Origin of the sequence: Acinetobacter rongchengensis (genome assembly GCF_003611475.1) — a bacterium.
Taxonomy (GTDB): domain Bacteria; phylum Pseudomonadota; class Gammaproteobacteria; order Pseudomonadales; family Moraxellaceae; genus Acinetobacter; species Acinetobacter rongchengensis.
In genome coordinates this window covers 1-17,678 of record NZ_RAXT01000038.1, presented here as the reverse complement: position 1 = coordinate 17,678, position 17,678 = coordinate 1, and the positions used below count along the sequence as shown (strand labels likewise).

The following is a 17,678-nucleotide window of genomic DNA, read 5'->3' as shown; positions in this document are numbered from 1 at the left end:
ATAATAACCCCAATTTAATCATATTATTGTTTTAAATCAATGTATTAATAAAAATATTACATTTAGTATCTTTTACGCCTTTAGTCTTATTTTTTTTGTGAATATATGCTTTAATACAGCCACTTTTTTTCATACTTAAATCTGAATGTTGCATCACTACATTTGGATTATTATTTGTACATAAAATTGTACACATTTAAGATAGGCCTCACCATGACCCAAGTGAACGCACCAGAATTCGTTCGTCATCCCAAGCTGATTGCATGGGTTGAAGAAATTGCTAAATTAACTAAACCTGCAAAAATTGAATGGTGTGACGGAAGCGAAGAAGAGAATCAACGTTATATCGACTTGATGATCGCTAACGGCACTATGCAAGCTTTGAACCAAGAAAAACACCCTGGTTCTTATTTAGCGAATTCTGACCCGTCTGACGTAGCTCGTGTTGAAGGTCGTACCTACATCTGTTCTGAAAAACAAGAAGATGCTGGCGCGACAAATAACTGGGAAGCACCTGCTGAAATGCGTGCACGTCTTAACGGTTTATTTGATGGCGCAATGGCAGGTCGTACAATGTATGTTGTACCTTTCTCAATGGGCCCTTTAGGTTCACATATTGCTCACATCGGTATCGAAATCACTGATTCCCCATATGTTGCAATCAGTATGCGTAAAATGGCTCGTATGGGCAAAGCTGTTTACGACGTACTTGGCACAGATGGCGAATACATCCCTTGCGTACACACTGTTGGTGCACCACTTGCAGAAGGTCAAAAAGATGTTGCTTGGCCTTGCAACCCTGAAAAATATATTGTGCATTATCCAGAAACGCGTGAAATCTGGTCTTATGGTTCAGGTTACGGTGGTAATGCGCTATTAGGTAAAAAATGCCTAGCTTTACGTATTGCTTCATCTATGGGTCGTCAACAAGGTTGGTTAGCTGAACATATGCTGATCCTTGGCGTAACCAATCCTCAAGGTGAGAAACATTACATCGCAGCAGCGTTCCCTTCTGCATGTGGTAAAACAAACTTTGCAATGTTGATCCCACCAGCAGGTTATGAAGGTTGGAAAATCGAAACTGTAGGTGATGATATTGCTTGGATCAAACCAGGTGAAGATGGTCGTTTATATGCGATTAACCCTGAAGCTGGTTTCTTCGGTGTTGCACCTGGTACCAATACAAAAACCAATCCAAACTGTATGGCTACCCTGCATAAAGACGTAATCTATACAAACGTTGCTGTTACTGACAATGGCGAAGTTTGGTGGGAAGGTCTTTCTAAAGAAGTACCAGCTAACCTAACCAACTGGAAAGGTCAACCACACACTGGTGAAGAAAAAGCAGCACATCCAAATGCTCGTTTCACTGTTGCAGCAGGTCAATGCCCTTCTATCGATGCTGACTGGGAAAACCCAGCAGGCGTACCGATTTCTGCATTCATCTTCGGTGGTCGTCGTGCCGATACAGTACCTTTAATCTCAGAAGCATTTGACTGGGTTGATGGTGTGTATAAAGCTGCAACCATGGGTTCTGAAACTACTGCTGCAGCTGTTGGTCAACAAGGTGTTGTACGTCGTGATCCATTTGCGATGCTTCCATTTGCTGGCTATAACATGGCTGACTATTTCTCTCATTGGTTAGAACTTGGTGAAGAAGTTGCCGCTAAAGCGAAAGCTGCTGGCAATAAGCTTCCAGGTATCTACAATGTTAACTGGTTCCGTCGTGATGCTGAAGGTAACTTCGTATGGCCTGGTTTTGGACAAAACATGCGTGTTCTTGAGTGGATTATCGATCGTTGTGAAGGTCGTGCAACTGCAATTGATACACCAATTGGTCGCGTACCAACTTACGAGCAATTGAACTGGACTGGTTCTGACTTTACTAAAGCACAATTTGATCTTGTAACTTCACAAGACAAAGAGCAATGGATAAAAGAAATTGAAAGCCATACCGAGTTATTTAACAAACTTGGTGATCGCCTGCCTGCTGCACTTAAAGCACGTCAGAATGAGCTTTTAGAAGCGGTTAAAAAGTCTGCTTAAAAAATACAAGTAACACTCGAAGAAGACCGCACATGCGGTCTTTTTTCAGACTATTTTAATAAAATTTTATAATTTTACATTTTTATAATTTTATAACGAAGCATAAAAAGGGGAAATCCATGCTAAAAACACTCACCTTAACGACAACGATCTGCCTACTCAGCTTATCTAGTATGACTATGGCCAATACTGAAACAGCAGAACAATCCACAACCCCTCATATCTGCGCAATCAAAGGCACACCTGATTCTAGCCAATTTAAAATCATGAAACGTGTCAAAGTAGCGAAAGGTACTTATGGTAGCGTAGAAGAACTTTATCCACGTTTTGCAGAGCGTACGCATCAAGTGGGTGGTAACGTAGTCATTAACTACAATGCAAGCCAAAGATTCGGTTTTTGGCCTTGGCGTATTGTACGTCCAGTGGTTTGGGGCACTGCTGTGAAATGGAATACGCCTGTAAACTGCCAACAACTTGGTGGAATTGAAATTTAAGCAAAAAAGCCGCTTTTAAAGCGGTTTTTTCATATAATCTAACCCACTACACTATTTTAAATTATGCTTATATTTTAGGGATCACATTAATATTATTTAAAATATCAAACCAAATAGTACGCTGTAAAATCACTATTCATACTCTATTTAGCGTAATTTATTAAAAATAAAGGGATGGAAGTAGATTTATATTTTATAAATTTAAACCGTATTCTTGCTTTAAGTCGCTTATATAATCGAAAGTCTAGCGTATCGATGTATTCTTTAGATAAAAACTTTATCTGCTTTTAGAAAGCAGAGTGATTTAAGCAAATAGATCTTAACTTTTCACTGTCATATTATATTTTCTAATCCACTTTTATTTTGCACAAAAAAAGAGACCATGCGGTGAGCATGGTCTATAAAAATGGTGGCTATGACGAGACTTGAACTTGTGACCCCCGCATTATGAGTGCGGTGCTCTAACCAACTGAGCTACATAGCCTTAAACTGTGTGCGCATTATCTAAATTTCTGTATGCTTCGTCAAGCGCTCAAACTCACTAGTGATCATGCTTTAAACAATTGATAATTAAGTGTTTAAAATTAATACATATTTATCTATTTTATTAGACTCAATCCCAAGAAAACACTGAATTTAAAATCGTAAATAGTAAATTAAATAAAAATAGAGAATGGCTCACCACTCTCTATTTGCAATTAACTCTTCCATTTCAATATCTAAATAACCTTGGTCCTGAACCACCATCATCATCGCTTCTGCAATATAGTCAGCAGCGGTATCATCCAATGAAGAATCAAGGTCTTCAAACTGTGGTTTCATTGCATTAATTTCAACCACCGTTAAGTTAGCCAAAGAATAAATTTCAGTATCACTAAAACTATTCTTAGACACTTTTTTAGCAAACTTTTCTATCAGCTGCTTTACTTCAGCAACAAGAATGTCAGGGTAATATTCATCATCGAACATTGGGAGGAGTAGATCGTTAAACATAGCAACCTAAAATACAGCATATCAATCAACACGCTTATATAACATAAACAATACAATTCACCAAGTTGATAAACCATTAAGTTGATTGAATTTACAAATCATATTTATTTGCTCAGTTTATCCTCAATATAAAATCAAACTAAATCAATAAAATAAAATCAACTCAAAATCAGTCAACTCTTTATTGATTTCTTAATGAAACCTAATTAATCTTTAAAAAAAACTAGCATTTCCCTTTTTTTAAATACCAGTACCCATTTTAGGTGCCTTTGTTAATTTGCAACGATTTGGTTTGATCGCCACTTAAATTCTTGGCTTTTTCAACCAAGTCAATAAACTCCGCTTTTAAAGCATAAGGATCGGATTGTTTTCCAGCCTGCGCCAAATTAAGGATATCATTCCATCCCATTGACGCATTATATTGACCACCTCGTAATTGTTGCCCGTATGCAGCAACAGCAATTGCAAATTTAGTATCCACATTTGCTTGGTTCAATGGTTTACTTGCTACAGCAATGGGTTGGGTCATTAAAATACTTTTAGATTGGTTGGGCAATTTATAACGAATATTTAAAAAAGCATATTCAGAAGCTTTTCCAGATTTCTTTTTGTCTTGAGCATATCTTGAATCATTTAACCAACCCTTTTGCCCTACTGGAATAATTTCATACAATGCTGTAACAGTATGCCCTGCTCCAATTTCGCCCGCATCGACCTTATCATTATTAAAATCATCCTCATTCAAAAGTCGATTTTCATAACCGATCAAACGGTACTCTTTCACTGTTTTCGGGTTAAATTCCACTTGTAGTTTTACATCTTGAGCAACTGTTGCCAAAGTTGATGATAATTGACGGTCTAAGACTTTTTTTGCTTCATTTTCATTGTCGATATAACTGTAGTTTCCATTCCCAGCATCCGCTAATTGCTCCATCAATTGCTCATCATAATTTCCTGAACCAAAGCCTAGAGTTGAAAATGAAACACCAGTCTTACGCTTTTGCTCAATCATCGTTTTCAATGCATCAAAGTCAGTAACACCGACATTAAAATCACCATCTGTCATAATCAAAATTCGATTAATACCCTCTTTAATATAAGCTTGTTCAGCAGCCTGATAAGCCATATCAATTGCATGCGCACCAGCTGTACCGCCTCCTGCGACCAAATCATCAATCGCTTGAAGTATCTTGTATTTCTTTTCTCCACTGGTCGGTGCCAAGACCATTTTATCGCCGTCTGAATAGGTAATTAGTGTGACTTTATCTTGAGGACGTAATTGCTGAGTGAGTATCGTTAATGTTTTTTTGACGAGTGGTAATTTATTGGGTTCATCCATGCTGCCCGAAACACCCACAAGAAAAACTAAATTGGCTGGTGTTAAATTATTTTGATCAATATCCTTAGCTTTGAGGCCAATTTTGATTACTTTAGCATTCGGCTGCCATGGTGAATCAACCGTTTCTGTACTCACTGCAAAAGGATGCACACCATTTGCTGGTGGATATTGATAATCAAAATAGTTAATCATCTCCTCCACACGAATAGCATCTGCAGGCGGTAGCATTTTCTCACTCAACAAAAAGCGTCGAACATTGGTATAACTTCCTGTATCAACATCGGCACTAAAAGTAGATATGGGTTGCTGAGCAACACTTTTCACAGTATTCGTGTCAATTTTCTGATAATTTTCAGTATTTCCCTCAGTTCCATAAGCAGGACTTTGCTCCGTAGCAGCATCTGTAAGCTGATGATGGCTTGGACTCCCCATCGGAGCTTGTAAATCGGTTGTAGCTTCTTGAGCCTTTTTACTACAAGCAGTCATCATCACAGCACATAATGATATTGCCAGTATTTTTTGATTGAATTTCATCACTCATTCCTCAAATTATTTTAAGTGTTATTGTTATATCGATATAAGCTAATTGTTATATTATAACGTTTATTATTTTTCACAATTGTATTTTCAAAATGGTTGACACGATTTTGTTTATTTTCAGTAATTATAAAATCTATTCTCAATGCTAAATTTTTTGAACAACACGAGCAATAATGATCAAACTTATTGCTCAATTAAATTTCATAATTAACATTGAAAATCAAAATATTACAATAAAATAATTCACTTAAATCATAGGTTAAATACAGTTCAATAAGATGGGTAGCAGACGGATCCTTTTCCCACCTTACAAAATACTTCGCTTTATCACAGCGTCCTAGCCGAATTTCACTTACATGCTGTATATAAAACTTTACATGTTGATGCAAATCCTACCCAAGCATTCAATAGATGAACTAAACCGCTGTCTGCATTGCCTGCCATACTTTTATTGCATCCGACATTGCTTTTACATCATGCACACGCACCATAGAGGCACCTTGCTGGATACTGAGTAAATGTGCTGCAACACTTCCCACAGCACGATTTTGCGCATCCGCACCACCCAAGGCCTCACCGATAAAACGCTTACGAGAAAGCGCTGAGAGAATTGGATAACCCATTTGATTCAATTTATAAAATTCATTCAGTAGTTTTAAATTTTGCTGTGCATTTTTAGCAAAACCAAAACCTGGATCTATCATGATATGTTCAGGCTGAACACCTGCTTGTAATGCATCATCTACCCGTTGTTGCAGCTCTTTGATAACATCTTGCGTAATATCTTGGTATTGGTCTAGATGATTCATTGTGGTGGGCTCACCACGCATATGCATAATAATAATGGGGATATTTAATTCAGCTGCTGTTTTTAAAGCATCTGGACGTGTTAAAGCCCGAACATCATTCCAAATATGCGCACCAACCTTTACTGCTTCACGTATGACTTCTGGCTGTGAAGTATCAATTGAAATCACAACATCATGCTGCGCTAAAGCTGCAACCACTGGAATCACCCGACGAATCTCTTCCTCAACCTCAACAGGTGTTGCACCAGGGCGTGTAGACTCACCACCAATATCAATCACTGTTGCGCCTTGCGAAATCATTTCTAGGGCATAAGCAACCGCTTGATCTTTCTGATTATGCTTTCCACCATCGCTAAATGAATCAGGCGTTACATTCAGAATACCCATAACATGCGCTTGCGATAAATCTAAGCTTAAACGCCCACATTGCAAAATTTGCTGAGGAAGTGGCATGAGTTGCATGTCATGTATCCATTAATGATTGAACTGGGCATCAGTGTATCAATTTCCATTACCAAACAAGTTGAAATGTTTTCATAATCAGATATTTTTTGTATAAAAAAAGAGCCTCGATTGAGACTCTTTCTAGCTACTTTTGAATATTTTAAATATTAGGTCGCTGGTAATGGCGGTGGAGTTGATGGGCCATCTGTTGGTGTTACATCAATCACCGGATTTTCAGCAACATAAACTTTTGGTGGCTGAGGTTCACGCCCCTCCATGATGTCACGGATTTGGTCACGATCAATGGTTTCCCATTCCATCAACGCTTTTACCATCGCATGTGCAATATCTTTGTTATTTTCCAAGATATCACGAGCGACTTTATACTGTTCATCGAGAATACGACGTACTTCTTGATCCACTTGTTGTTGTGTCGCTTCAGAAATTGTACGGCTACCAACATTCCCAAAGAAACCATTTTGGTTTTCATCTTCGTAGACCATGACGCCCATTTTATCAGACATACCGTACTTGGTTACCATTGCACGTGCCATTTTAGTTGCACGTTCAAAGTCATTCGAAGCACCAGTAGACATTTGATTAATGAACACTTCTTCAGCAATACGACCACCGAATAAAATTGAAAGTTCATTCAACATCTTCGATTTGTAATGACTGGTTTGATCGTGTTCAGGCAACTGCCAAGTGACACCAAGCGCCCAACCACGTGGCATAATGGTAACCTTGTGCACTGGATCAGTACCTGGAAGAATTTCAGCCACAATCGCATGACCCGCTTCATGATAAGCCGTAGCACGACGTTCTTCTTCGCGAATCACCATCGACTTACGTTCAGGACCCATATAGATCTTATCTTTAGCATCTTCAAAATCATGCATATCGACAGTATTCTTGTTACGACGTGCAGCGAATAATGCAGCCTCGTTGACAAGGTTAGCCAATTGCGCACCTGAGAAACCTGGTGTACCACGTGCTAGAACTTTAAGATCAACACCTGTTACAGAAGGCAACTTTTTCAAGTGTACATTTAAGATTTGCTCACGGCCTTTAATGTCAGGAAGCCCGACCATCACTTGACGGTCAAAACGTCCCGGACGCAACAACGCTTTGTCCAATACATCTGCACGGTTTGTTGCAGCAATGACGATAATGCCTTCATTACCTTCAAAACCATCCATTTCAACCAGCATTTGGTTTAGGGTTTGCTCACGCTCATCGTGACCACCACCTGTACCTGAACCACGATGACGACCAACTGCATCAATCTCATCAATAAAGATGATACATGGCGCATGACGCTTTGCTTGTTCGAACATATCACGTACACGTGATGCACCGACACCCACAAACATTTCAACAAAGTCAGAACCAGAAATACTAAAGAATGGAACTTTCGCTTCACCTGCAATCGCCTTCGCAAGTAACGTTTTACCTGTACCTGGAGGACCTACCATCAATACGCCTTTAGGAATCGTTGCACCTAAACGTTTGAATTTTGCAGGATCTTTTAAGAAATCGACAATCTCAACAACTTCTTGTTTCGCTTCATCACATCCAGCGACATCCGTAAAGGTCACTTTAATTTGGTCTTCTGACAGCATTTTCGCCTTAGATTTACCAAAACTCATCGGACCATTTTTGCCGCCTGCACCGCCACCCATGTTACGCATAAAGAACATAAACAATAGGATAATCAGAAGCACAGGGAAGCTAGCGATTAATAGCTGCATCAATAAACCTTGACGCTGAGGTGCAGTACCTTCAACAACAACGTTATTTTTGATCAAGCTCGGCATCAATTCAGGATCTTGAACCGCTGGGCGAATACTTTCAAAAGGTGTACCGTTTCTTTTTTCGCCACTTATTCTTTCACCATCAATGGTCACTTGCTTAATTTGGCCAGCATTCACCGCTACAATGAACTCAGAATAATTCATTGCAGATGGCTTACTGCGGTCGCTGAGATTGCTGAAGATAAGAATCAGCACACCCAGTATTACAAGCCACAATACGGCATTTTTGAAGTAATCGCTCAAAGCTTTATTCCCATATATAACTATTTTGATCAGGCTCAATCTTGCTTGATCGTAACAAAAAGCGAGTAATGAATTTCGCAATAAAGATTAAAAAGGTACAAAATGCACAATTTTTAACAACTTGGCAAGCTTTTGTTGGCAATTCATCACCAATTAAGAACATACCTTAAAACCCATAGTTATTGCGAAACTTTTTTACGGCCTTGTCCAAGTAAAAAAACTTCTTTGGAACGTGCACGTGAAGCAGCGGGTTTTGCCGTTTTTAAGACATCAAAACTATCCACAACTTGCTTTCGAAACTCATCAAAGCCAGAACCTTGGAAAACTTTCACTAAAAATTGCCCTTTTGGCCCTAAAACCCTATTGGCAAAATCCAATGCTAATTCACACAAGTAAATCTGGCGAGGTTGATCTACAGCCCTATTACCTGATGTATTGGGGGCCATATCCGAAATTACAACGTCTACAGTGCGTCCATTTAAAATATTTAACAATTTTTCGAAAACTTCTTCTTCACGAAAGTCACCTTGTAAAAAGGTTACATCGGGTAAAGCGTCCATTTCTAAAATATCAGAGGCAATCACTAAACCTTTGTCGCCGACTAGTTTTCCAGCAATTTGTGACCAACTTCCTGGTGCTGCGCCTAAGTCAACAACGGTCATACCCGGTTTAATCATTTTATATTTTTCTTGAATTTCAAGCAGCTTGTATGCAGCACGAGCTCGATAACCCTCTTTTTGAGCCTTTTTTACAAAAGGATCATCTAGATGCTCTCTCATCCACGCACGACTACTTTTAGATAACTTTTGGTTGGTAATGCGTGTAGCCATAACTCTCTTAAGACAAATGAATCAATTAGTATGGATTGTACGTGAAAAACGTTCCCTTTGCAGTAGGCATCTGTATCTAAAGCTGAGATATTGGCATGATTTTTATGAATCAGCTTAATCGATTATTTCTACAGATTTTTCAGCGCAGTGATACGGCATTTGTTATACTAGGTTGTTTTTAGAATTAGGTTATTTTTATGGCGACTCTCTCTATCCAAGAACGTAAACGTTTACGTCAAATCGGGCATGCTTTAAATCCAGTGGTAATGCTTGGAGATAAAGGCTTGACTGAAAGTGTCGTTGAAGAATTAAACCGCGCTTTAAATGATCATGAATTGATTAAAGTTAAAGTGACTGGTGAAGATCGCGAAGCTCGTGCTACAACCATGGCTGAAATCGCCGAGATCACTGGCGCTGAAATGGTTCAAACCATTGGTAAAATTGTTTTGCTTTACAAAAAAGCACCAAAACAAAACCCTAAGTTATCTAATTTAGTTCGTCACGCTCATCTTTCAAATTAAGACTGAATTTTCATGGCAAGTTATGAATTAAATGCTTTTGATCGTCGCTTTCAAAGTATTTCCTTAGTTGGCGCAATTGAGCAACTCAGTCCTTATACCCTAAATGTAGGTTATTGGCTGCGTGATCCAAATCAGTTGATTATTTACCCAGACATGGTTGCATCCAACCCACGTATGGATTTCCTTTGGGAAAAAACTTGTTTTGAGATTTTTATTGGTGTTCAAGGTGAAGATTATTATCGTGAGATTAATCTCTCCCCTTCCCAAGCATGGCAAGCCTATCAGTTTGAAGAATATCGCTACCCTGAACAAATGCCACCCAAAGTGGCTGATGATATCGAACTCAATCAGTTAAAACGTACTCATTACGGACTAAATGTCAGTTTAGATTTAACCGAATTTATGTTAGCCAATAAGTTGAAATGGTCAGATTTATTCGTCGGTTTAAGCGCTGTTTTAGACATAACACAAGGTCAACAGTTGTTTGCTATGCAACATAGTGGGCAACAGGCTGATTTTCATAATAAACGTGATTGGTTGCATGTGTTTTAATGGTAATAACATTAAAATACATATAAATGAGTGAGGCAGATAACCTCACTTTTTTATTGTCTGTACTTTTATTCTTTATACTGTGTTCAAAAAAGGCAAATCAACCATGATTTGCCTTTCTCTAAAAACCAGCACTCGTTCAATCTCACAAAACATCAAATGTTGAGTGGATAAAAGTTGTGATTTTAAAACTTAACTTTTTAAAGTTGTATTTTCTTCAACTTTTGCAGAAACTTTTTTCCATGCATCTAAAGTGTGTTCTTTAGAACGTTTTAAAGTTTCAGTTAACTGCTCTTTGTGCTTAGACGAAATTTGAGTAACATCTTGACGAATTTCTTTACCCACTTCAGTTAACTCTTTTACAAGTTGGTTTAGTTCAGTTTTTAAGAAATCAGCCAATTCAACTAAATCTTTTTGTGAAGTTGAAAATTGAGTTTTAATTACATCAATACGTTGTACAAGATCTTGTTTAAAGTTTTGCACTTGATCTTGAACTTGACCATTCAATTGCTCTGCTTCAACTTCAAGTTTAGCCTTAGTTTCTGCAACAGCTTCAGTGACCTTTTGCTGTGCTTCTTTACCTAGTTTCTCTAAGTTTTCAGCTGTTTCTGTCACAACCTCTTTCACTTCAGTTACTGCTTCTTTCACTGCTGCTTTCGCTTTTGGTGTTTTATCTAAATCTTTATCAGTAGATGTCGTCATTTCGATTCCCCCTGGAATGTGAACTGCAACAATAACGTGAATAGATAAATTTTAAATTCTGATTTGTCAGACAATTCTAAAATACTTACAAATTTCAGACATTTTTTAAAAACAGAAATTATTTCAAATAGCAAGGGATTTATCTGATTTATTCAGCATAAATAAAATGGACTTTAACAGCATTCATGCGTATAATGCGCTGTTAAGTTACAAGCGAGCAGACATGAGGAGGGTAGGATTTAATAAGCCTTCCTTTTTTTTCGTCTACTCGCTTTTTTACAGCCCTATTTTTGTGGTTTTAGTTCAGGAGCTATGGTTTGAGCACCCCCGCCATTTTAGCCCTTGCTGACGGTACTGTTTTTAAAGGTACATCGATCGGCGCTACGGGAAGTACGACTGGTGAAGTCGTTTTTAACACTGCCATGACTGGTTATCAAGAAATTTTGACAGACCCAAGTTATGCACAGCAACTTGTAACTTTAACCTACCCACATATCGGGAATACTGGTTGTAATGATGAAGACGTTGAGTCTGGCCGCATTCATAAAGTATGGGCGAATGGCTTAATCATTCGTGACTTACCGTTATTACACAGTAATTTCCGATCAAATCAATCTCTTGGTGATTATTTACAACAACATAATGTGGTTGCCATCGCAGATATCGATACTCGAAAATTAACCCGTATTCTTCGTGACAAAGGTGCTCAGAACGGATGCATCCTTGCTGGTGAAAATATTACGGCAGAAGAAGCAATTGAAAAAGCACGTGCTTTTGGTGGTTTAACTGGTTTAGACCTTGCTAAAGAATGTTGCGATCCTGAAGGTTTTGAATGGACTGAAGGTTCATGGGCTTTAGGTCAAGGTTTCTCTCAACCTGAAACTAAATTCCATGTTGTTGCATATGATTATGGTGTCAAAACCAACATCTTACGTATGCTTGCAGACCGTGGTTGTAAACTGACAGTGGTTCCTGCGCAAACTCCTGCTGAAAAAGTGCTTGCTTTAAATCCAGACGGCGTATTCTTGTCGAATGGTCCTGGCGATCCTGCAGCATGTGACTATGCCATTGAAGCGGTTAAAACCATTGTTGAAACAACAAATTTACCTGTTTTTGGTATTTGCTTGGGTCACCAAATTTTAGCACTCGCTTCTGGCGCTCAGACAATGAAAATGAATCATGGTCACCACGGCGCAAACCATCCTGTACAAGACCTTGAGAATGGTACAGTGATGATTACTTCTCAGAACCACGGCTTTGCTGTCGACGAAAGTACTTTACCTGCAAACTTGAAAGTGACTTATCGCTCATTGTTTGACGGTACAAACCAAGGTATCCATCGTACTGACAAACCTGCATTCAGCTTCCAAGGTCACCCTGAAGCAAGCCCTGGTCCACATGACTGTGCCCCATTGTTCGATCATTTTATCGAACTTATTGAAGCATCTAAGAAGTAATTAAGGAAGCGATCATGGCTAAACGTACAGACATTAAAAGTATCTTAATTATTGGTGCAGGCCCGATTGTCATCGGTCAAGCATGTGAGTTTGACTACTCAGGTGCGCAAGCTTGTAAAGCGCTTCGTGAAGAAGGCTACCGTGTTATTTTGGTGAACTCTAACCCAGCAACCATTATGACCGACCCAGCGATGGCAGATGCGACGTATATCGAACCGATTACTTGGCAAACCGTTGCACAAATCATCGAGAAAGAACGCCCTGATGCAGTTCTGCCGACAATGGGTGGTCAAACAGCATTAAACTGTGCGCTTGCACTCGATGCCAACGGTATTTTAGAAAAATATAATGTTGAATTGATTGGTGCGACCAAAGAAGCAATTGAAAAAGCTGAAGACCGTAAACTCTTTGATGAAGCAATGCGTAAAATTGGTCTTGAATGTCCAAAAGCAGATATTGCTGAGTCAATGGAACAAGCGCTAGAAATTCAAGCACGTTTCGGCTTCCCTGTGATTATCCGTCCATCATTTACAATGGGTGGTTCAGGCGGTGGTATTGCGTATAACAAACAAGAATTCATTGAAATCTGTGAACGTGGTTTCGATCTTTCTCCAACGAAACAATTATTGATTGATGAATCACTCATTGGTTGGAAAGAATACGAGATGGAAGTTGTTCGTGACAAAAACGACAACTGTATCATCGTATGTACCATTGAAAACTTCGATCCTATGGGTGTACACACTGGTGACTCGATCACTGTTGCACCTGCTCAAACATTGACAGATAAAGAATTTCAATTACTTCGTAATGCGTCTTTAGCTGTACTGCGTGAAATTGGCGTTGAAACAGGCGGTTCAAACGTTCAGTTCGGTATTTGCCCGAATACTGGTCGTATGGTCGTGATCGAGATGAACCCACGTGTTTCTCGTTCTTCTGCTTTGGCTTCAAAAGCAACTGGTTTCCCAATTGCAAAAATTGCTGCAAAACTCGCTGTTGGTTATACCCTTGATGAATTGAAAAATGACATCACGGGTGGCATCACTCCAGCTTCTTTTGAACCAGCAATTGACTATGTTGTAACGAAGATTCCTCGTTTTAACTTCGAGAAGTTCCCTCAAGCTGATGCAACACTGACAACGCAGATGAAATCTGTAGGTGAAGTAATGGCGATTGGTCGTAACTTCCAAGAATCTGTACAAAAAGCCCTACGTGGTCTTGAAGTCGGTGTATGTGGTTTTGATGAAAAAATCGAAGCTGGTACAGAGAATGTTAAAGATAAAATCTTAGTTGAACTTAAAGTTCCAGGCCCAGATCGTATTTGGTATGTTGCCGATGCATTCCGCCATGGTTTCTCTTTAGATGAAGTTTTTGAAGCAACTAAAATTGACCGTTGGTTCTTGATTCAAATCCAAGACATCATCCAAACTGAAGAACAAATTAAAACTTTAGGCTTTGGTGATTTAAACGCTGATAATATTCGTTCATTCAAACGCAAAGGTTTATCTGATCTACGTATTGCGAATTTGATGGGTATTTCACAAAAGCAATTCCGTAAGCATCGTTGGAACTTGGGCGTTTACCCAGTTTACAAACGTGTTGATACATGTGCAGCTGAATTCGAATCCGATACAGCTTATATGTATTCAACGTATGATGAAGAATGTGAAGCAAACCCTTCAACCAAAGATAAGATCATGGTGATCGGTGGTGGTCCTAACCGTATTGGTCAAGGGATCGAGTTCGATTACTGCTGTGTACACGCAGCGCTTGCAATGCGTGAAGACGGCTACGAAACAATCATGGTGAACTGTAACCCTGAAACAGTTTCAACAGACTATGACACTTCAGATCGTTTGTACTTCGAACCAATCACTTTGGAAGATGTACTTGAAATCGTTCGCACTGAAAAGCCAAAAGGCATTATTGTTCAGTATGGCGGTCAAACTCCACTTAAATTGGCTCGTGCTTTAGAAGAAGCAGGTGCACCAATTATCGGGACATCACCAGATGCGATTGACCGTGCAGAAGACCGTGAACGTTTCCAACAAATGATTCAACGTTTACAACTTCGTCAACCAAACAACAGCATTGTAAAATCTGCTGAAGAAGGTATGGCTGAAGCATCTAAAGTCGGTTACCCACTGGTGGTACGCCCTTCGTATGTCCTTGGTGGTCGTGCGATGGAAATCGTTTACAATGACGAAGAGCTTAAACGCTACTTACGTGATGCAGTACAAGCATCTAATGAAGCACCTGTTCTGCTTGATCGTTTCTTAGATGATGCAATCGAAGTTGATGTAGACTGCGTATCTGACGGTAAAGACGTTGTGATTGGCGGTATTATGCAGCACATTGAACAAGCGGGTATTCACTCAGGTGACTCAGCATGTTCGATTCCTCCATATTCACTGTCTGACGAAATCCAAGACGAAATGCGTCGTCAAACGATTGCTATGGCAAAAGAACTTGGCGTTGTTGGTTTGATGAACGTACAGTTCGCAGTGAAAGGCGATGAGATTTACATTTTAGAAGTGAACCCACGTGCATCACGTACGGTACCATTCGTATCTAAATGTATCGGTGAGTCTTTAGCGAAAGTTGCAGCACGTTGTATGGCGGGTCAGTCTTTAGAATCTCAAGGATTTACGAAAGAAATCATCCCAACTTACTTCTCTGTAAAAGAAGCTGTATTCCCATTCAACAAATTCCCTGGTGTTGACCCAATTCTTGGCCCTGAGATGAAATCTACAGGTGAAGTGATGGGCGTGGGTAAAACGTTTGGTGAAGCATTCTATAAAGCTGTACTAGGTGCAAATGAACGCTTACCAGGTCTTCCAACCGAAGGTGAAGTGAAGCATGCCTTTATCTCTGTTCGTGATTCAGACAAACCACGTGCAGTAGGTATTGCCAAACAACTTGTAGACTTTGGTTTCAAAGTGATCGCAACTGGCGGTACTTATGATGTCATTAAAGCTGCGGGTATTGAATGTGAACGTGTGAACAAAGTCACTGAAGGTCGTCCTAATATCGTGGACCGCTTGAAAAATGGCGAGATTCACCTCATTATTAATACAACTGAAGGCAAACAAGCGCAACAAGACTCGTTCTCGATTCGTCGTTCAGCGCTTCAAGGTAAAGTGTATAACACAACGACCTTGAATGGTGCTGATGCTTTATGTCAAGCTTTAGCGATTCAATTGCCAATGGATGTATACCGTTTGCAAGATTTACAAACTGTAGGTTAATTCGTTTACCGAGAAGTCCCGCTACCTCTCGGTAGCGGGCTTTTTTTATTTCTAAACCAGTGTTTTATTCACTAACATAATTGAGGGACAACAATGCAACGTTATCCTATGACTCCTGAAGGCAAGGTTGCCTTAGAGAAAGAATTACAACAGCTTAAATCTGTTGATCGTCCACGTATCATTGCCGCAATCGCAGAAGCACGTGAACATGGCGATTTAAAAGAAAATGCAGAATACCATGCAGCTCGTGAGCAACAAGGTTTCTGTGAGGGTCGTATTCAAGATATCGAAGGTAAGCTTGGTGCTGCTCAAGAAATTGATGTGAAAACACTTGAACAAAATGGTCGTGTAGTTTTTGGTGTGACCGTTACGATTGAAAATATCGACACTGAAGAACGTAAGACTTATAAAATTGTTGGCGATGATGAAGCTGACTTTAAAGTGAATAAAATTTCAGTGAATTCACCTATCGCGCGTGGTCTTTTGAGTAAAAATGAAGGCGATGAAGTGAAAATTCTAACGCCACAAGGTGAAGTGGAATATGAAATTGTGGCTGTAGAATATCTCTAATTTTTTCTGATATTTACGGTTGTAAAATCCCCTTACTTGAGGGGATTTTTGTTTTTGTATTTTCGGAAATACCTCTCCCTAGCCCTCTCCTTAAGAGATAAGGCTGGGATGAGGAATATCAGCGAGAGATTGTTAGATTTAAACAATCCATTCCCCTCATCTTTTCAAAGGATGAGTTTTATTTGCTATAATTGCTCTCTCCTCGCAACGTTACCATTCCATGTCTGAACCTTTGATCAATTCCCCTGTAAAACACTGGTGTGAGTTTGAATTTATTGCTAAAACGGTAAAAAATCCAAACATCCACATTAAGGGTAATTATTCTTATTATTCAGCCTATTGGGATCAAGGTTTTGAACGCTGTGTGGTACGTTATTTGCACGATAAGCCTTCTACTGCTGAAAAGCCAATCGATCAACTCTACATCGGTAACTTTGTCTGTTTTGGAGCGGAATGCGTAATTATGATGGGCGGAAATCAGTTGCATCGTCCTGATTGGATTTCAACCTTTCCTTTTGATACTCGCAGTTTTTTAGCTGCGGGGGATACTGTGATTGCTGATGGTTGTTGGATTGGTAGTCGTGCCATGATCATGCAAGGGGTGACGCTTGGCGAAGGTGCTGTGGTCGCAACTGGTGCTGTGGTCACACAAGATGTACCGCCTTATGCGATTGTCGGCGGTGTTCCTGCTAAAGTGATTAAGTATCGTTTTCCTGAACAAGAGATAGAAAAACTGCTTTCCCTTAAATTATATGATTTAGATGAAAAGCAGATTTTGAAAATGCGGGAGGAGTTGCAGACGGATGATGTTGAAACACTTCTAAGCTACTATAAATCAAAGTCCCCGAAGGATATATGATTGCCAATCTTTAATAAAATTATTTGAATGATCATATTCATAAATTGCGACATCTTTCATTATGTTCTCTAAGTGATATTTTGAATCATCACTTTTTTTGGCGATATCATATGCGTTAAGCAATTTATTTATAAAAGTATCTTTAATATTCAATTCAAGATCCATTATCAACTTATACAACTCTGATTCATTTATGCTATCAACAGAACTCCTTCTC

The 17,678-nt window shown here is 39.3% G+C and carries 14 protein-coding genes, 1 tRNA gene and 1 pseudogene; 8 read left to right on the top strand and 8 right to left on the bottom strand.

Going from position 1 to position 17,678, the window contains the following annotated elements:
* The first annotated feature begins 213 nt into the window (after positions 1–213).
* Both D7V20_RS14090 and D7V20_RS14085 read left to right on the top strand, forming a co-directional pair.
* Complete coding sequence (locus D7V20_RS14090; protein WP_120384821.1) at positions 214–2,046, top strand: phosphoenolpyruvate carboxykinase (GTP); 1,833 nt, start codon at positions 214–216, stop codon at positions 2,044–2,046.
* Positions 2,047–2,165: 119 nt separating this feature from the next.
* A complete protein-coding gene (locus D7V20_RS14085) occupies positions 2,166–2,540 on the top strand; it encodes a hypothetical protein (protein ID WP_120384820.1) in 375 nt (124 codons plus the stop codon).
* A gap of 407 nt (positions 2,541–2,947) precedes the next feature.
* Here the strand turns inward: D7V20_RS14085 and D7V20_RS14080 are convergent.
* From D7V20_RS14080 to rlmE, 6 genes are all read right to left on the bottom strand, one after another.
* Positions 2,948–3,024: transfer RNA gene (locus tag D7V20_RS14080), tRNA-Met, on the bottom strand.
* Between the two features lie 194 nt (positions 3,025–3,218).
* Positions 3,219–3,533 (bottom strand): DUF5713 family protein, encoded by a 315-nt coding sequence (locus D7V20_RS14075; RefSeq protein ID WP_120384819.1) that lies wholly within the window; start codon positions 3,531–3,533, stop codon positions 3,219–3,221.
* A gap of 259 nt (positions 3,534–3,792) precedes the next feature.
* Positions 3,793–5,406, bottom strand: coding sequence for a vWA domain-containing protein (locus D7V20_RS14070; RefSeq protein WP_120384818.1), 1,614 nt, complete (start codon positions 5,404–5,406; stop codon positions 3,793–3,795).
* A gap of 422 nt (positions 5,407–5,828) precedes the next feature.
* Positions 5,829–6,683, bottom strand: coding sequence for a dihydropteroate synthase (folP, locus tag D7V20_RS14065; RefSeq protein WP_120384817.1), 855 nt, complete (start codon positions 6,681–6,683; stop codon positions 5,829–5,831).
* Between the two features lie 149 nt (positions 6,684–6,832).
* Positions 6,833–8,722, bottom strand: a complete 1,890-nt coding sequence (gene ftsH, locus D7V20_RS14060; protein ID WP_120384816.1) for an ATP-dependent zinc metalloprotease FtsH — start codon at positions 8,720–8,722, stop codon at positions 6,833–6,835.
* Positions 8,723–8,901: 179 nt separating this feature from the next.
* On the bottom strand, positions 8,902–9,552 hold the full coding sequence (rlmE, locus tag D7V20_RS14055; protein WP_120384815.1) for a 23S rRNA (uridine(2552)-2'-O)-methyltransferase RlmE: 651 nt from the start codon (positions 9,550–9,552) through the stop codon (positions 8,902–8,904).
* Positions 9,553–9,749: 197 nt separating this feature from the next.
* Between rlmE and yhbY the strand changes: the two genes are divergently transcribed.
* Together yhbY and D7V20_RS14045 are read left to right on the top strand one after the other, a co-directional pair.
* Complete coding sequence (yhbY, locus tag D7V20_RS14050; protein WP_120384814.1) at positions 9,750–10,073, top strand: ribosome assembly RNA-binding protein YhbY; 324 nt, start codon at positions 9,750–9,752, stop codon at positions 10,071–10,073.
* A 12-nt stretch (positions 10,074–10,085) separates the two neighbouring features.
* Positions 10,086–10,625: a DOMON-like domain-containing protein gene (locus tag D7V20_RS14045; RefSeq protein WP_120384813.1), complete on the top strand. Its 540-nt coding sequence runs from the start codon at positions 10,086–10,088 to the stop codon at positions 10,623–10,625.
* 192 nt (positions 10,626–10,817) lie between these two features.
* Here the strand turns inward: D7V20_RS14045 and D7V20_RS14040 are convergent, their stop codons facing one another.
* Positions 10,818–11,327, bottom strand: coding sequence for a hypothetical protein (locus tag D7V20_RS14040; protein ID WP_235831646.1), 510 nt, complete (start codon positions 11,325–11,327; stop codon positions 10,818–10,820).
* A gap of 317 nt (positions 11,328–11,644) precedes the next feature.
* On the opposite strand from D7V20_RS14040, the gene carA reads away from it, so the two are divergent.
* From carA to D7V20_RS14020, 4 genes are all read left to right on the top strand, one after another.
* Positions 11,645–12,784, top strand: a complete 1,140-nt coding sequence (carA, locus tag D7V20_RS14035; protein WP_120384812.1) for a glutamine-hydrolyzing carbamoyl-phosphate synthase small subunit — start codon at positions 11,645–11,647, stop codon at positions 12,782–12,784.
* Positions 12,785–12,798: 14 nt separating this feature from the next.
* On the top strand, positions 12,799–16,032 hold the full coding sequence (carB, locus tag D7V20_RS14030; protein WP_120384811.1) for a carbamoyl-phosphate synthase large subunit: 3,234 nt from the start codon (positions 12,799–12,801) through the stop codon (positions 16,030–16,032).
* Positions 16,033–16,125: 93 nt separating this feature from the next.
* Entirely contained in the window at positions 16,126–16,602 is a 477-nt protein-coding gene (gene greA / locus D7V20_RS14025) for a transcription elongation factor GreA (RefSeq protein WP_120384810.1), read from the top strand.
* Between the two features lie 220 nt (positions 16,603–16,822).
* The gene (locus tag D7V20_RS14020; RefSeq protein WP_120384809.1) at positions 16,823–17,461 is read left to right on the top strand and encodes a CatB-related O-acetyltransferase; all 639 of its coding nucleotides are present in this window, start codon (positions 16,823–16,825) and stop codon (positions 17,459–17,461) included.
* Here D7V20_RS14020 and D7V20_RS20020 read toward each other — a convergent pair.
* Positions 17,438–17,678 (bottom strand): annotated as a pseudogene (locus D7V20_RS20020) (P-loop ATPase); the annotation flags it as partial. The gene D7V20_RS14020 and the pseudogene D7V20_RS20020 overlap by 24 nt on opposite strands.

What these genes read in the sequence shown, in the direction of transcription:
- D7V20_RS14090 (WP_120384821.1), top strand. Translation starts at nt 214, where the DNA reads ATGACCCAAGTGAACGCACCAGAATTCGTTCGTCATCCCAAGCTGATT.
- D7V20_RS14040 (WP_235831646.1), bottom strand. Translation starts at nt 11,327, where the DNA reads ATGACGACATCTACTGATAAAGATTTAGATAAAACACCAAAAGCGAAA.
- yhbY (WP_120384814.1), top strand. Translation starts at nt 9,750, where the DNA reads ATGGCGACTCTCTCTATCCAAGAACGTAAACGTTTACGTCAAATCGGG.
- D7V20_RS14075 (WP_120384819.1), bottom strand. Translation starts at nt 3,533, where the DNA reads ATGTTTAACGATCTACTCCTCCCAATGTTCGATGATGAATATTACCCT.
- greA (WP_120384810.1), top strand. Translation starts at nt 16,126, where the DNA reads ATGCAACGTTATCCTATGACTCCTGAAGGCAAGGTTGCCTTAGAGAAA.
- D7V20_RS14020 (WP_120384809.1), top strand. Translation starts at nt 16,823, where the DNA reads ATGTCTGAACCTTTGATCAATTCCCCTGTAAAACACTGGTGTGAGTTT.
- D7V20_RS14070 (WP_120384818.1), bottom strand. Translation starts at nt 5,406, where the DNA reads ATGAAATTCAATCAAAAAATACTGGCAATATCATTATGTGCTGTGATG.
- rlmE (WP_120384815.1), bottom strand. Translation starts at nt 9,552, where the DNA reads ATGGCTACACGCATTACCAACCAAAAGTTATCTAAAAGTAGTCGTGCG.
- folP (WP_120384817.1), bottom strand. Translation starts at nt 6,683, where the DNA reads ATGCAACTCATGCCACTTCCTCAGCAAATTTTGCAATGTGGGCGTTTA.
- D7V20_RS14085 (WP_120384820.1), top strand. Translation starts at nt 2,166, where the DNA reads ATGCTAAAAACACTCACCTTAACGACAACGATCTGCCTACTCAGCTTA.
- carB (WP_120384811.1), top strand. Translation starts at nt 12,799, where the DNA reads ATGGCTAAACGTACAGACATTAAAAGTATCTTAATTATTGGTGCAGGC.
- D7V20_RS14045 (WP_120384813.1), top strand. Translation starts at nt 10,086, where the DNA reads ATGGCAAGTTATGAATTAAATGCTTTTGATCGTCGCTTTCAAAGTATT.